We start from the raw sequence: 14,960 nt of genomic DNA on the forward strand, positions 1-14,960 counted from the left end.
GGTTCATTTCCGCGAGACTTGGCCTTGACCTCCAGAGACCCTTCGGCCTAAGGGCGGCCTGCCCAAACCGCCGGACGCCGGGCAGCCCAGGGCATCGACCGCTCGAGCTGCGCGGCCAGGCGCAGCAGCAGGTCTTCACGCGCAAAGCCGGCGGCGAACTGGATGCCGATGGGCAAGCCGTCGCCCGGCGCCACCGCGAGCGGCACGGACATCGCCGGCGTCCCCGCCACGTTGGCCGGCGGCGTGAAGGAGGCATGCCGGAAGACGCGTGCCGTCCACTCCAGGCCACTCATGCGATCGGCGCCCTCGCTGTAGGTCGCAAGCAGCCCCGGCGACTGCGGGAGCGTGGGCGTCATCAACACGTCCATCCTTGCGAACCATTCACCAACGGCGCGCGCGACAGTGTTGCGCACTTCGAGCGCCGCGGCGAAGTCGACGGCGCTCGCGCTGCGGCCAAAGCGATAGTTCGCGAGCGTGGAAGGCTCGAGAGTCGTCGCATCGATGGGGCGGCCGGTTGCTGCGGCAAGTCCGTCGATCCAGCGCACCAGCGTGGCGCACCAGATCTGCGCGTTGGCATGGACGAAGGCCTCCCACGACACGCCAAGTTCGGGCCTGCTCTCTTCCACGTGATGGCCGAGCGACTGGAGGTGGTGTGGCGCGTCGCGCGTGGCCTGCGCAATGGGGTCCGATGTTGGCTCGCCGTTCCACGAGTGGACCATCAGCCCGATGCGCAGCTTGCCGGGGTCGCGCCCCACCTCGGACAGGAAGCTGTTCGCGGGCGGCGCGGTGTAGTAGGGGTCGCCGGCCGAATATCCCTGCACCGCGTCCATCAGGGCGGCGCTGTCGCGAACCGTGCGACTGACGCCGAGTTGCACGCCGAGGCCCGCAAAAACTTCATCGAGGGCCGGGCCGCTGGACGTGCGGCCCCTCGTCGGCTTGAGGCCGAACAAGCCGTTGTAGGCAGCGGGCACTCGGATCGAGCCAGCTGCATCCGTTGCGTGCGCCATCGGTACCACGCCCGCCGCGACGGCTGCGCCTGAGCCACCGCTGGAGCCACCCGCGCTGAGGCGGGTGTCCCAAGGGTTGCCGGTCGCCCCTTGCAATGCGGACTCTGTTTCCGTGCTGAAGGCCATTTCGGGCGTTGTCGTGCGGCCGATAGTGACCAGGCCGGCCTTCCTGAAATGGCGCATGAGATTCGAATCAGCCGATGCGACCACTCCCCGGGCCAGCCGGCTGCCGAGTTCGTTCTTCCTGCCCGTCAGCTGGATGGCGAGATCCTTGATCAGAAACGGCACGCCAGCGAGCGGGCTGGGGGTTGCCTGCGTAGCCAGGTCCGATTCTTCAGGCGCCCAGTGCTCGACCACGGCATTGATTCGGGGGTTCACGGCATCCGCCGCGGCCCTTGCAAGCGCAGCAAGTTCCGCCGGGCGGATTTCACCGGCGGCGACGAGCTGTCCCAGGCCAACCGCGTCGTAGGTCGTGTATTCGCTCAGGTTCATGGTGTTTCTCCAGTAGGTGGAGCACCAAAGATAGGGAAAGCGAGCCGTTCTGATTAGCCCACTGAGACGGCAAGAGCTGGACCATCGATGGGACAATGCCGGATGTGCGGACCCTCGAAGGGACGTTGATCATGGCAAGAGATATGAACGACACGCTCGTGTTCGTCCGGGTCGTACAGGAAGGCAGCTTCACTGCCGCGGCGCGCGCGCTGCAGATCCCCAAAACCACGGTCAGTCGACGCGTCTACGAACTGGAGAAGTACATGGGCGCGCAGTTGCTCCGACGCACCACGCGCAAGCTGAGCCTGACCGAAGCGGGGGCGATCTATTTCGAGCAATGTCGATCCATCGCCAGCACACTGGAGGCCGCCGAGGGTGCCGTACACCAACTGCGCGACGGCCCGCGCGGGTGGCTGCGCGTGACCATGCCCTACTCATTCGGCGTGAGCTGGTTCGCCCCGCTGCTGCCCGGTTTTCGGGCGAGCTACCCCGACGTGAGGCTGGAGATCGTGGCCTCGCACGCGACACTCGACCTCGTCGAGGCTGAGATCGACATTGCATTGCGCCTCGGCGAGTTGCCTGACTCCAGCCTCGTGGCGCGGCGACTCGCGAGCTTTCCTTCCGGCATCTTTGCAAGCCCTGCATACCTTCGGCGCGCGGGAGCACCCGAGACGCCCGAAGCCCTGCGCGATCATTCGGCACTGGCGCTGCATCAGGCACGCCGCGACGTCGGCTATGTGTGGCCACTTCGAAAGGGAAGCGGGAAGCCCCGCGGCTACTTGATCGACCCGGTGGTCGTGGCGAGTGACCCGGCCCTGCTCTATGACGCCTTGCGCCAAGGCGAAGGCATTTCGCTGGCCATGGAACAAAGCATGGCGTCGGACGTCAAGGCGCGCAGCTTGGTGCGCGTTCTGCCACAGTGGATCGGACCGCCGCAGGAGCTCAATGCGCTTTCTTCACGAGAGCGGATGCCGTCCCCAAAGGTGCAGGCATTCATCTCCTATCTCAAGGAAAGGCTCAGGTTCGATGGCGTATGAGTTGGGGGCGGAGGCTCGTTGTCAGCATGCCGTTCGGGGATGAGATGAGCCGGCCACTCCAGCGATGGACTGCTCTCGAAGCGCGCAACCAAATTCTCGCGTCGCTGCCTCAAGCGTTCCGTCGATGTCACGAACTTCGTTCTTGGATCCGGGCCTGAAGAGTAGGCGCAGCGCTCCACATGGGCTTGCAGACCGGCGGTCGGCAAAGCTCCGAAAGCGACCACTGCGCGATATGTCGACCTACTCACAGGGCAAGCTGAATGGAGACTACCGAGCAGCGCAGCCCTTAATCGTGGCTAGTGAGACGACTCGACCAAATACGCAGCAACTTCGCCCAATCAAAATCAACCCCGATCCCAGGCTCATTTGGCGCCACTGCGCGCTGGTTTTCCACAACCAACGGGCGCATCGTGTACTCGTCAATGGGGAAACTGTGAATCTCCAGCCAACCTGCGTTCGGTTGTGCCGCCAACAAGCTCACATGCAACTCCTGCATGCCATGCGAGCACACCGGGATCCCGTAGTGGCGCGAGCGCTCGACCACCCTCAGCCAGCCCGTGATGCCGCCGCAATTCGAGGCGTCCGGCTGGATGAAGGACAGCCCCGCCTGCTCGAACGCTTGATTGAACTCATGAATCGTGTGCAGGTTCTCGCCCATCGCCAGCGGTACGCCGGTGGCCTCGGCAATTCGCGCATAGCCTTGATAGTCGTCCGGAATGGTCGGTTCCTCGAACCAGAGGACATTAAAGGGCTTGAAGTGCCTGCCCGCGACGATGGCCTGGTCCACGCTCATTGCATAGTTGGCATCAACCATCAAGGTGATGTCGTCACCGATCAGCTGCCGCACTGCGCGGATACGGTCAATGTCTTCCTCAAGGTCCTGACGCCCAATCTTGATCTTGACGCCGCCAACACCCTTGGCGAGATAGCCGCGCACGTTGTCCAGCAACCGCTCGAGCGGGAAGGCCAGATCGATGCCGCCACAGTAGGCTTTGCAGGTGTTCATGGCGCCGCCGGCAATTTTCCAAAGCGGCTCCCCCGCCGCCTTGGCGCGGATATCCCAAAGCCCGATAGCGATCGCAGAGATTGCGAACAAGGCGATGCCGCCGCGTCCAACATAGTGCACATGCTATTGGCTGAGGTCGTGAATGTCTTCGACATCCGCGCCATCCAATCCCATCAGCGCAGGGGCCAGGTCGTAGTCGATCATGGCCTTGATCGCATGGCCACCCTTGCCGCCGGTGTAGGTGTAGCCCGTACCCTGGCTGCCGTCTGCAAGCGCCACTGTAGCGGTGACCAACTCGAAATGAGTGTGCGCGCCGTGTTTGGCGTCCGTCAGGACTTCAGCGAGGGGAATCCTGAAGAGGTGGCTCGTGATTTTAGCAATGGAACGCACGGAACTCTCCTCGGGATCTACCGTTTTAGCACGTGAAGCAATAGTAGCTCTCGTTGCCTTGGGCCTTGAATCGGGCTCGATTTGTTTTCGGTGTCGTGTTTCTGTCAATTTGACATGACAGGGCGCATTGACTCGTCGGATTTGCTACCCGAGCTGACCTGTTGCCTCACGTAAATTGCTACCCGTCGGATGGTCCGGCGGGAGCAGAAAGCTACGTGACAAGGCGAATCAGCATGGCGACACGCAAGGAATTGGTTGAAGCATTGGGAGAGCGGTATCGCGCAGCGGCGATGGGAGAAAAGGTCAAGATCCTCGACGAATTCGTGGCCCTGACGGGCTACCACCGCAAACACGCAATCCGGGTGTTGCGAGAGGAAGTTCCCTCGAAAGAAACGCGGGCACGCGATCGTCTGTACGACGAGGCGGTGCGGCAAGCGCTGACGGTGCTATGGGAGGCCGCTGATCGGGTCTGCGGCAAGCGGCTGAAGGCCTTGGTCCCGATGTTGGTCGATGCGATGGAGCGCCATGGCCACCTCGACCTGGACCCAGTCGTCAAGACCAAAGTCCTGCAGGTTAGTGCAGCGACCATCGATCGCATCCTTGCCGACGCGCGTTCGCATATCGATGGGAAGCGCAGGCGCCGCACTGGCGTGGGCGCGGCTATCAGACGCAGCATTCCCGTGCGCACGTTCGCCGACTGGTGGGATCCGGCGCCAGGCTTCCTCGAGATTGATATGGTCGAGCACTGCGGCGGCCCGAAGACCGATGGTGACTACGTTCACACCCTGACGCTGACCGACATCGCCAGCGGATGGACGGAATGCGTGGCAATGAGGATGCGCGACCAGATGCTGGTGATCGAAGCCTTCGAAAAGGTGGCGGCCGACCTGCCGTTCGCGATGCTCGGCATTGACTCGGACAACGACAGCACCTTCATGAGCCAAGCCGTATTCGACTACTGCAAGGGGCGCGGCCTTGAGCAGACGCGGTCCCGCCCCTACAAAAAGAACGACCAAGCCTGGGTGGAGCAGAAGAACGGTGCCGTCGTTCGGCGGCTCGTCGGCTATGGCCGCTTGAGCGGCCGCGAAGCTACGAAAGCTCTGGCGCAGCTGTACGAGTCGTCGCGGTTGTACATCAACTTCTTCCAGCCCTCATTCAAGCTGAAGTCCAAAACACGAGACGGCGCTCGTGTGCACAAGGTGTACTTCGCGCCGGCGACTCCATGTGAACGGCTTGTTGCCCACAGCGGCGTGGAGCCGGCGATCAAGGAGAAGCTGACGGCGCAACTCAAGAGACTCGACCCGGTGCGGCTGCTGCAGGAAATCCGAATGGCCCAGCAGACGTTAAGCGAGATCGCGGCTCACGGGGCGCCGAAAGAAGTGGTGCCAAGAAGTGCGGCCGATATCTCAGCGTTCCTTCGGAGCTTGTCGTCAGCCTGGACGGAAGGCGAAGTGCGACCGACGCATCGCAAGCAGCCGAAGGCCAAACACTGGTGGCGAACCCGCACGGACCCATTCGCCGACGCATGGCCAGTCATTGAAGGGTGGCTGATCGCGGAGCCCTCGATAGCGCCCAAGGCCCTGATGAATCGACTGGTCGCGATGGTTCCAGAGATTTACGACGGTAAGGCGCAGCTGCGAACACTGCAGCGCCGGGTGAAAGCCTGGCGCAGCGAGCGGGTCACGGAAATGGTCCTGGGCGGTCTGCGCAGGACCGCTGCAGAGCCGGCCGAAGTTTGAACGGAAGCCGACCACTTCAATGCCAGGGGGCCGGGCGCTTCGCGCCCGGCAGGCTATGGACATATGGGCGATGCGCCTGCGGCGCACCGGTTGCGACCGTGGACAACGCAGCGCTGCGCGGCTGCGTTGACCACCGCCGCAACCTTCGCCCACATGCCCACAGCCTTCGACTAAAGAATAGAAAAAGAAACCCATACCCTGGATCCGTGAGCTCACGAGCGAAAGTGATTCACCCTGCGGGTGCGGGCGATTCGAGGTAGTTTGGTAAACGCGAGACAGGTGCAGGGCGTTCATGCTGCTGTTGCAAACGCAGTATCCGATTCCCTTCAATGCGCCCCTTCATCGTCAAGCAACTCGACTACGACCTCACCCCGGTAGCCGGTCTGGCGCTGGTGGGTCATCATCTGAATCGACTCGCACCGGTATTCAAGCAGCTCGATGACGCCTTGCCCGTTCGAAATGGCGTTGCCAACAGCGACATTCTGCGCAGCTACCTGGGCCTGCTGGTACAGGGCAAGAGCGACTTCGATGCGATCGAGAACTTCCGCGGCGATGCCTTCTTCAAGCAGGCGCTGGGCATCAAGCTGTTGCCCTCCAGCCCGACGCTGCGCCAGCGCATGGACGCCCGCGCGGACGAACTGTTTGACTTCCTGCCGACGCTGATCGAGACGCTGCTGTACGGCGCGCGAGTCGACTATGGCGTCTTGCCTTGCGGCTGGCTGGCGCTGGACGTGGACACCTTCGCCATGAACAACGGCGGCACTGCCAAGGACGGCGTAGGTCGTACCTACACGGGGGTCGATGGCTACTGCCCGCTGGCCGCGTACCTGGGCTCGCACGGGTTCTGCCTTGAGTTGGCGCTGCGCCCCGGCGTGCAGCATTCGGCGTCGGAGACGCAATTCAACTTCGAGCGTGTGATCCCGATGGCGCAGCGCCTGAGTGCGGCGGGTCCGAAGGCGCCGATCCTGGCGCGCCTGGATTCCGGCTTCGACTCGGCGGCGCTGATGCGCGAGATCGAGTCGTACAACCGTGCAGGTGTGCCGCAGCTGGACTGGCTGATCAAGTGGAACCCGCGCACGACCAACGTGGCGGCGCTGGCCGAGCGGCTTGAGGCCGACGCCACCACGCTCTGGGAGCATCCCCGCGCGGGCAAACGTGTGACGCTGTGGGAACAGGCGCTGGAGATCGAAGGCATCGAGCGGCCGCTGCGCCGCGTGCTGCGCCTGACCGAGCGCACCATCGATGCGCAGGGCCAGTTGTTGATCGAGCCCAAGCTCACGTTGGATGGCTGGACCACGAGCCTGAGCGCCAAACAGTTCGATGGGAAGGCCATCATCGCGCTGTACGCCGACCACGGCACGCACGAGCAGTTCCACTCCGAATTCAAGACCGACCTCGATCTGGAGCGGCTGCCCTCGGGCAAGTTCAGTACCAACTACCTGGTGTGCGAGCTCGCCGCGCTGGCCATGAATATCCTGCGCCTGATGGGCCAGGCCGGGCTGCTGGGGTCCGATGCGCCCGTGCGCCATGCGGCCAAACGCAGGCGCATCAAGACGGTGATGCAGGAACTCATCTACCGCGCCGGCCGTCTCATCGAGCATGGCCGGCGCATCATCCTCGGGCTGGGCGCCAACGATCGCGCGGCCAAGGCCTTCCAGCGGCTGCACGGCGAACTGCTGACCAGCTGCTGAGCGCAGCCGGCCTATCACCGGCCTCATTCACGCACTCACGAATCCAGAAAATCGCATCCGAGCGAGGTTGCGGCGTGGGCCAGTCGCACCCATCTCAACGCAAGTCGATCGCCGAGTCGTGATGGCGACGACTTCATCGCGTCGATCTCGGCACCGCCAAGCATCGGGCAGTCGAATGGCTCGGTCACAGTGCGACAAAGCACCCGGGATCGGTCCGCAGAGCATTGGGGCTCACGGATTCAGGCATACGACAACCAACAGCCGGGTAACATTCCTTCGTGAGGCAACACGCAGGGCCTGCTCAGTTGACGCATGTGGGAGCGATTTGGGCCGCGAGCAGTGAGACAACGGCAGATCCAACGGCTCGTGAGCCGCTATGTGGTCGGAGGACCGTCTGGCCTTGATTCACACAAGCGTGGGCACGCGAACAACAATCAGCTGGCGCCAAACCTTGGCGAGCTACGGGTTCCTTCAGGTTTCGAGCGGCTTCGGCTTTGCCGCCGAGGCACCGCCGGCGCGCGTCACGGCAGACGCCAAGCTCATCATGCCCGGCCGGCGCGCAACAGCGGAGCCAGGGCCTTAGTTGGCCGCCTGAGAAAACAATGGGCGATTCTCTGAGGAATGCTAAGGCTTGCCAGTGAGGGCGATTGCCTTTGCCCTGACCTCGGCTAGCTCCGCAGCAGAAGCCTTGCCTTTGCGGCTCGCTTTGCGGACTACCCAATCAAGGCTCTTCACTTGATCGGCCAGGGCCGCGCCTGTTCGGGCTCCAGCAATCTCGACCTCAAACGGATAGCCCTTTACTTGCGTCGTCAAAGGGCAGCAAAGCATCAAGCCGGTCTTTGCGTTGTACGCCGACGGGCTGAGCACCAACGCGGGCCGATGCCCGGCCTGCTCGTGACCGGCTTGCGGGTCAAAATGCAGCCACACAATGTCCCCGGCCTCGGGCACATAGCGGCGAATCATTAGAACGACTCTTTGCCCGCAGCAGGACCGAAGCTGACTTCGCCGTGCAAATTTTCCGGGGTGATCCGGGCCAGCAATTTTGTGAGTTCGAATTCGCCGGGCCGTACAGGCTCGATCACGATACGCCCTTCCTCTTCACGCACGTCTACGGTTTCGTCCAATTGCAGCCGCGCAGCCTCCATCACCGCCGCGGGAATGCGCACCGATGCGCTGTTGCCCCATTTCTTCACCATTACATGCATGTGGCCTCCATTGTATCGTCAATGTCGATACTTTACCTCATTCTTGCGAACGTAGCAACATTGTCGATACGGACTGGTTTTGCTGGCGTTGGGTACGCGAAGTAGCGAGGCGCATGGGCCAGCAGTTCCCGATGTCGCTTGACACTGCTAGGTCTCCGGCGGAGAGGGTTGGGGTTCGAATACGCGGCACGATGACCTGAACAGTGGACTATTTCTTTCGCGCCACCTTGTCGATCACCTGCCTCAGCTTAGCAAAATACGCACGGGCCTGAGCCGTCGGAACGATGTACTTGATGCGACTGTCGCCGTGATCGTCGGCGAAGGTGACGAGACCTTTCTCGCGCAGCGAGCGCAGCCGGCGGTGCACTGTCGTTGGTGACGACGCGACATCCAGGTCCATGGCCTCGAGGACTCGCACGCTCTCGCCTGCTGCCCATTTCGCCGCCAAGCCGTTGAGAATCCGTTCTTCCATCGCGTCCATTAACGGGATGTCGCGAAGGGCGCGAGCCAGGCGGACGAATTGCAGATACGTTGCGGCGGATCCTGCGGTCTTGAGCATGGCGGCGCGACGAGCGGGTTCGGTTGAAACCATCCGAGCCAGACCTTGAAGGAAGCAGGCCGAACGACAGCGCCTGCGCTGCGAGCAGGCGCGGGAGATCATGCGCGCTGGCTGTCCGGAAATCAAGGCAGCAGCCGGCCGCAGGCTCTTCCAGCCACCCCACGAGGGTCGCCTATGCCGCTGCAAAAGGCAGGGCCGCGGGCCCCGCCATGCTCACCACTTGTCGTCGTTCTTCGCGGGCGCCACGGCCGCGGGAGCCGGCGCGGGACGCGGTTGCACGACCTTGCCCGTGGGCGCCGCCGCGCCCACCACCGCTGCCGCTGCCTGGGGAGCCGTGCCCTGCGGCTCTCCAGCCGTAGGGGCTGCGGTTGGCTGCGCCTTGGCAACCGCGACGTTCTTGAGTTCGTCGCGCAGCTGCAGCCCGCCCACCGGGAGTTGCTCCAGGTTCGAGCGCACGTTCTCCAGCCGGCCATAGGACAGGTTCGTGTCACGCGTTCAATCACGAGCTCGCAGCACGGCTGCTCGACGCGTCCCAGGCTTTGGCCGGTCTGCGGGTCCTTCATCTCCGCACCCATGGCGACCATCTGGTAGCGGCTGCCCTCCTTCAAAGCCTGGCCGCCCTGCCTCGTCTGATTCGGGTCAGGTCAGCGCTCGCGGGCCTTCGTGTCATCTGTCCCAACACCGCTCGGCACGTAGCTCACGCCATGATGGGCCAAGTAATCGCGAATCAGGCGCCTCACCACTTGAGAAGGCGTCACGTCCTGTTGCGCGCAAAGTGTCTCGAAGGCCTGTTTCTTGGCCGGATCAATGAGGACCGTAAGGCGAGCAGTCTTGAGCTCCATGACGACTCCAAATATGGCAATTGTATGTTAATCAAACACACATACAAGTCAATTTGGATCGGAGTGGCTTTCGGCAGGGTTCGTCAAGCGTGGGCTGCTCTTGAGGACGATGTCCTGCGCCGGCTATGGTAAACAGTTAGCGACAGGCCAGGAAAGCGTCCAGGGCATGGAGCCCCGTTCGCTCGCCCACGCGGGCGATTGCGCCGCGTGCGGCCGCTTCGTCAGCGATCATCGCTGGTGCCGGACGGGCATTCGCGCCGGAAGAATCCCGACCCGGCCTTCGCCTGCGGAGCGCTCAGCTTCCCCAAAACTTCCACCAAGGCCGCGGCTTGGTCTGTTTCGGTTGTTCGGGAGATGCGAGCGGCTGCACTTGGCTCTCCTGAGTACGTTGGCGACGGCGCTGCTCCGCCTCAAACGCCTGCGCGACACCAGAAGCAAGCTGTTCGCCACCTGCCGCGCGCGTACCCCACTCCCGGGCCAACTCGGCGAGTTGCTCGTCGTCAAGTTCTTGAGGTCTGGAGTGCATCTGTTCGGCTCGTCATCGCCGATCAAGGTCTTGAGGCCATGTCTTCAACGACCTCCAGTCCGCTCGGGACGAAGGCGATGCCGTGGTGGGTCAGGTAGTCGCGAATCAAACGTCGCACGACCTGCGAAGGGGTCGCGTCTTGGCGGGCACACAGCGCCTCAAAGGCCTTCTTCTTCGCTGGATCGACCAGCACCGTCAGGCGCGCTGTCTTGAGTTCCATCGGATCTCCGGTGCGCCGGTCAAAACCGGCGAGGTGTTGTGAATGAAAGAGTCATACGTTGAAGGCTTAGCCAGCTACGGCGGCCCCGAGTCATGCGTACACATTCGTGAGGGTGTGGGCGAAGCGTTGACAGGGGTACGCGCGGGCCGGGTATCGAGCCGCGTAATACATGCCCCGCGGCGAGAGTTGCGGGTGGTCCGGGGTGCCGAGGTTGTCGGAGAAAGCCGAAGGCCACACCGATGCTGCCGCTTTGGCGAGGCGGCATCGGACCCCGCGCGGTCAGAGACCCCGCGCACGCGCGGAAACACCTCGCACGGGAACCGGGAGATCCCGCGTCCTTCTGCGCAGCGCTGGGAAGCGCTGGCTGCAGAGCGCATCGTGAAGCCCAAGGGCGTACGACGATGAGCCACGGGCGCGGGAAGTCGGACTGCTGCGTAGTACCGAAGAAGCTGCCGAACAAGGCCGCGGGGGAAGCCCCTGCGGCGGCGGAGGCGGTGGAGGGAAGGCGGCAGGCCAAGGGCAATGCCATCGCGGCGCGCATGTCCCGCAGATCGGTGCGGGTCTATGACATGGGAACCGCGCTCGATGGCATACGACAGACGGCAAAGGGCCGTCGTGGTGCGAGGTTCACTGGACTGCTGCATCACATCTACGCGGTCGAGCGCCTGCGGGCGGCCTACCTTGCGCTCAAGCGCGATGCGGCCGCCGGGGTGGACGGCCAGACCTGGCAGACGTACGGGCAGGACCTGGAGGGCAACCTCCTGGAACTGTCCGAGCGGCTGGCCCGAGGGGGCTACCGGCCCCAGCCTGTCAAGAGGGTGTACATCGACAAGGCCGACGGCAGCAAGCGCCCGCTGGGCGTGCCGGCGCTGGAGGACAAGCTCGTGCAGCGCGCCACGGTCGAAGTGTTGAACGCCATCTACGAGCAGGACTTCCTCGGGTTCAGCTACGGCTTCAGGCCCGGCAAGAGCGCGCACAACGCGCTGGATGCCGTGGCGGTAGGTGTGAGCAGCAGACGAGTGAACTGGATACTCGATGCGGACATAGCCAAGTTCTTCGACACGATCGAAAGGGACTGGCTGGTGAAGTTCATCGAACACCGCGTGGCTGACGCGCGCGTGGTGCGGCTGATCAAGAAATGGCTGCACGCGGGCGTGCTGGAAGACGGCAGGCTGACGCAAAGTGAGTTGGGTACGGTTCAGGGTGGGAGCATCAGCCCGCTGCTGGCCAACATCTACCTGCACTATGCGTTCGACCTGTGGGTCAAGCAGTGGAGGGGGCGCCATGCCCGAGGCGACGTGATCGTCGTGCGCTACGCCGACGATTGGGTTGCCGGGTTCCAGTTCCGCGACGATGCCGAGCGCTTCCAGCGCGCGGTGGCCGAGCGGCTGGGCCAGTTCGGGCTGAAGCTGCACCCCGAGAAGACGCGGCTGATCGAGTTCGGGCGCTTCGCCCGCGAGAACCGACGCCGCAAGGGACAAGGCAAGCCGCAGACCTTCGACTTCCTGGGGTTCACGCATTGCTGCGGGACGACGAGGAAGGGCCACTTCATGGTCCTGCGACTCACCAGTGCCAAACGCCTGCGAGCCAAACTGCAGGTGGTCAAGCTCGAACTCAGAAGGCGCATGCACCAACCCATCCCGGAGCAGGGCCAGTACCTGCGGGCGGTGGTGACTGGGCATGCGCGCTACTTCGGCGTGCCGTGCAACGGCGCGCGGCTGAGGGCATTCCGCTTCCAGGTCGTCGGGTTGTGGCACCGCACGTTGTGCCGCCGCAGCCAGAGCCACGACCTGCCTTGGCGACGCATGTATCGCTTGATGGCGCACTGGCTGCCTGTTCCGACCATCTGCCACCCTTACCCGAACCAGCGTCTGATCGTCACGACCCAAGGCAGGAGCCGTATGCGGTAGCTCCGCACGTACGGATCTGCGGAGGGGGTGCTGGGTGACTGGCATTCCTACTCCTACTATGTCAGTTGCATGATAATAATAGTATCATCATGTGCAACTTGGATTGCACACCAAGCAGGTCAGATCTGATCCTGCTTGGTCGGGACTGGAGCCCTTGATTTGCATTGCCTCAATGATTCCTGCGCACGGCAGGCGGGATGGCCGCCTGGGTCGCTGATGCGCGTCGGTGACCACGACCATGACGGCATCGAGGTGCCCACCAACGTCAACTTCGACATCGGGCGCTACGGCATCGACATCGCATCCCGGCGCCATGCGGACGGTCTGGTGTTGACGGGGCCGATCACACGCAGCATGGCCGGCACTGCAACTGTGCTGGGATGGCGGGCCCGATTCCAAGCTGATGGTCGGGGTGGGGGCCTGCGCGATATCGGGCAGCCCCTTCGGGGACTCGTCAGCCTTGGAGCGAAGTTTCCTCGACCGATTCAGGCCGACGCTTTACGTGCTTGGGTGTCCGCCCCATCCGTTGACCTTTGTCTGCGGGGTGCTTGATCTGCTCGGCATCAAGAGCTGAGATTTTTCAGTAGACGACCTGCTACCGACTTCAGCACCCACCACGCCATTGACCACTCAGCGATCAAATCTCCATCACAACTTGATGCTGGTCCAGTTTCGGCCACCTGGCGGGAACCCTCAAGTTTGCGCGGCACTTTGGCGCGAGGGGGACTTCGTACATCTCGCGTCGCCGCTCATGCGCACGCGCCATGGTGTCAAGGACCTGAGAGCCTTTGCGCAGCAGTTCCCTGACGCCTTGGCGTCGATCGATGCCTTCGAGGAAGCCATGACCTGTCTGGATGCGGCTTGCTACGCTGCCGTCGATCCGCACGACGTCGACACTGCCTGCCAGTTGTACCCTGAGTGGAGGCTGCAATGCGTGCGGTACGACGCAAGCGATTCGAGCTTGTCGGGGCTCGCAAGCCTCATTCGAGCGGCCGGGACCACCGGCTCATTCCCAAGATTGATCATGCGCGACTGCCTGCTGGAGATCGTCAAGCAGATACTGAAGAGCGTCCCCGAGCTGGCGGCAGTCCAGATCGAATCGACTCCGCAAGAGGGGAATGATGTCGCGACGCTGGACCTGGGGCTGGATCGCGCGGTGGTCATCACCTTGCTCACGAACATCGCTTCGACGGACGTCGTTTGGCAAGGGGTATTGGCACACCACCGGGTGACGGACCCGAGCAGTGCTCACGCTCAATGCCTGCTCGTATTTCCCAACCTTCAGATCAGCCAACCCACATTCCTCACCCCACGCGTAGTGATCGCCAACATGGACACCGAGCACATTCGCGCATCACTGCTGCACCTGGCCAAGCGCTGAATCCGAAGCCGCGATCAGAGATCAAGAACCCCAGGATGACGAACTCGCCCATGTCCGACAGTCCCGCGTCCGCGCAGCACACCAAGCCCTTCATCTACGAGACCCCCAACTCCAAGGCCCTCCATTTCTGCATCCGCGACATTCAAAGCCGCATGCGGCTCAACGACCCGTACGCGCTCGCTCTCGAGTACACGCGCACGATGATGGGATTCCTGCTTTTCAAGCCGCAGCCGCGGAGCATTGGAATGATCGGCTTGGGTGGTGGGTCGCTGGCCAAGTTCTGCTATCGCTATTTGAGTCGTGCCCGAATCCAGGTCGCCGAGATCAATCCGAGAGTGATCGCCCTGCGCGAGGAGTTCCACATACCGCGCGATGACGCGCGGTTCATCGTTCTCCAAAGCGACGGAGCGGACTTTGTACGCCGCAGCCCCGGTCGTTTCGATGTGTTGATGGTCGACGGCTATGACCTTGAGGGGCTGCCCGCGCAGTTGTCTTCTCAAAGCTTCTACGACGACTGTCATGAGGCCCTCCAGCCCGACGGGACCATGGTGGTCAATCTGCAGCACGGTGCCCCCGGAAGCAACGAGCACCTGCCTCGCATCCGTCGCAGTTTCAACGGCTCGGTCCTGGTGGTCGATGACGGCGAGGAGAGCCACAGCGTTGTGTTTGCCTGCAAAGGCAATGCCCTGGGAACGTACCGCCTGGGAGCGATTCGCAGGCCGCCGGACCTCGACCCGGGCGCAGCCAGCCAGCTGCTCGCCGGGTTCGCGTTGATCGCGTCAGTGCTGAAGGACCAGCGAGGCTAGCGTTCTTAGTTCTTGAATCGCATGGCATTCATATACTATGTGCATCGGGTACCTATTGCATTGCCATGCTGAGGATCCATGGAGCTTCAACCTGCGCGCCTGCCCCCGCTCGTCGCCCCTCATGGGAGGGAAGCCTTCGAGCGGCCGTG

General features: G+C 63.1%; 14 protein-coding genes and 1 pseudogene. 7 read left to right on the plus strand and 8 right to left on the minus strand.

All coding sequences use genetic code 11. The features are described from left to right. Positions 1-47 precede the first annotated feature (47 nt). Positions 48-1,499: an amidase gene (locus GXN78_RS30015; RefSeq protein WP_106559095.1), complete on the minus strand. Its 1,452-nt coding sequence runs from the start codon at positions 1,497-1,499 to the stop codon at positions 48-50. A gap of 131 nt (positions 1,500-1,630) precedes the next feature. On the opposite strand from GXN78_RS30015, the gene GXN78_RS30020 reads away from it, so the two are divergent. Next, positions 1,631-2,536 (plus strand): LysR family transcriptional regulator, encoded by a 906-nt coding sequence (locus tag GXN78_RS30020; RefSeq protein WP_106559137.1) that lies wholly within the window; start codon positions 1,631-1,633, stop codon positions 2,534-2,536. Between the two features lie 286 nt (positions 2,537-2,822). On the opposite strand, the pseudogene GXN78_RS30025 reads toward GXN78_RS30020, so the two are convergent. Beyond that, positions 2,823-3,932: pseudogene (locus GXN78_RS30025) on the minus strand (mandelate racemase/muconate lactonizing enzyme family protein). A 233-nt stretch (positions 3,933-4,165) separates the two neighbouring features. Here GXN78_RS30025 and GXN78_RS30030 point away from each other — a divergent pair. Next, positions 4,166-5,671 (plus strand): DDE-type integrase/transposase/recombinase, encoded by a 1,506-nt coding sequence (locus GXN78_RS30030; RefSeq protein ID WP_106561503.1) that lies wholly within the window; start codon positions 4,166-4,168, stop codon positions 5,669-5,671. Positions 5,672-6,000: 329 nt separating this feature from the next. Then, positions 6,001-7,362 (plus strand): IS1380 family transposase, encoded by a 1,362-nt coding sequence (locus GXN78_RS30035; protein ID WP_106561504.1) that lies wholly within the window; start codon positions 6,001-6,003, stop codon positions 7,360-7,362. Between the two features lie 624 nt (positions 7,363-7,986). Here the strand turns inward: GXN78_RS30035 and mazF are convergent. From mazF to GXN78_RS30065, 6 genes are all read right to left on the minus strand, one after another. Continuing rightward, the gene (gene mazF / locus GXN78_RS30040; RefSeq protein WP_106561470.1) at positions 7,987-8,325 is read right to left on the minus strand and encodes an endoribonuclease MazF; all 339 of its coding nucleotides are present in this window, start codon (positions 8,323-8,325) and stop codon (positions 7,987-7,989) included. After that, the gene (locus GXN78_RS30045) at positions 8,325-8,567 is read right to left on the minus strand and encodes an AbrB/MazE/SpoVT family DNA-binding domain-containing protein (protein ID WP_106561471.1); all 243 of its coding nucleotides are present in this window, start codon (positions 8,565-8,567) and stop codon (positions 8,325-8,327) included. The genes mazF and GXN78_RS30045 overlap by 1 nt, the downstream gene beginning before the upstream one ends. A gap of 208 nt (positions 8,568-8,775) precedes the next feature. Beyond that, positions 8,776-9,126 carry a hypothetical protein gene (locus tag GXN78_RS30050; RefSeq protein WP_106561472.1) on the minus strand — a complete coding sequence of 117 codons (351 nt, stop codon included), beginning with the start codon at positions 9,124-9,126 and terminating at the stop codon, positions 8,776-8,778. A gap of 213 nt (positions 9,127-9,339) precedes the next feature. Continuing rightward, on the minus strand, positions 9,340-9,582 hold the full coding sequence (locus GXN78_RS30055; RefSeq protein WP_239143021.1) for a hypothetical protein: 243 nt from the start codon (positions 9,580-9,582) through the stop codon (positions 9,340-9,342). A 188-nt stretch (positions 9,583-9,770) separates the two neighbouring features. Beyond that, complete coding sequence (locus GXN78_RS30060; RefSeq protein ID WP_106561473.1) at positions 9,771-9,968, minus strand: ribbon-helix-helix domain-containing protein; 198 nt, start codon at positions 9,966-9,968, stop codon at positions 9,771-9,773. A 548-nt stretch (positions 9,969-10,516) separates the two neighbouring features. Beyond that, complete coding sequence (locus GXN78_RS30065; RefSeq protein ID WP_106561475.1) at positions 10,517-10,714, minus strand: ribbon-helix-helix protein, CopG family; 198 nt, start codon at positions 10,712-10,714, stop codon at positions 10,517-10,519. Positions 10,715-11,115: 401 nt separating this feature from the next. Between GXN78_RS30065 and ltrA the strand changes: the two genes are divergently transcribed. From ltrA to GXN78_RS30085, 4 genes are all read left to right on the plus strand, one after another. Beyond that, entirely contained in the window at positions 11,116-12,624 is a 1,509-nt protein-coding gene (ltrA, locus tag GXN78_RS30070; RefSeq protein WP_164255457.1) for a group II intron reverse transcriptase/maturase, read from the plus strand. A 403-nt stretch (positions 12,625-13,027) separates the two neighbouring features. Next, complete coding sequence (locus GXN78_RS41540; protein ID WP_239143022.1) at positions 13,028-13,198, plus strand: hypothetical protein; 171 nt, start codon at positions 13,028-13,030, stop codon at positions 13,196-13,198. A 177-nt stretch (positions 13,199-13,375) separates the two neighbouring features. Beyond that, positions 13,376-14,005 carry a hypothetical protein gene (locus tag GXN78_RS30080; protein ID WP_106561394.1) on the plus strand — a complete coding sequence of 210 codons (630 nt, stop codon included), beginning with the start codon at positions 13,376-13,378 and terminating at the stop codon, positions 14,003-14,005. A gap of 50 nt (positions 14,006-14,055) precedes the next feature. Then, a complete protein-coding gene (locus GXN78_RS30085) occupies positions 14,056-14,811 on the plus strand; it encodes a fused MFS/spermidine synthase (protein WP_106561395.1) in 756 nt (251 codons plus the stop codon). Positions 14,812-14,960: the final 149 nt, after the last annotated feature.

Source organism: Variovorax sp. WS11, from assembly GCF_010499245.1.
GTDB lineage: Bacteria > Pseudomonadota > Gammaproteobacteria > Burkholderiales > Burkholderiaceae_C > Variovorax.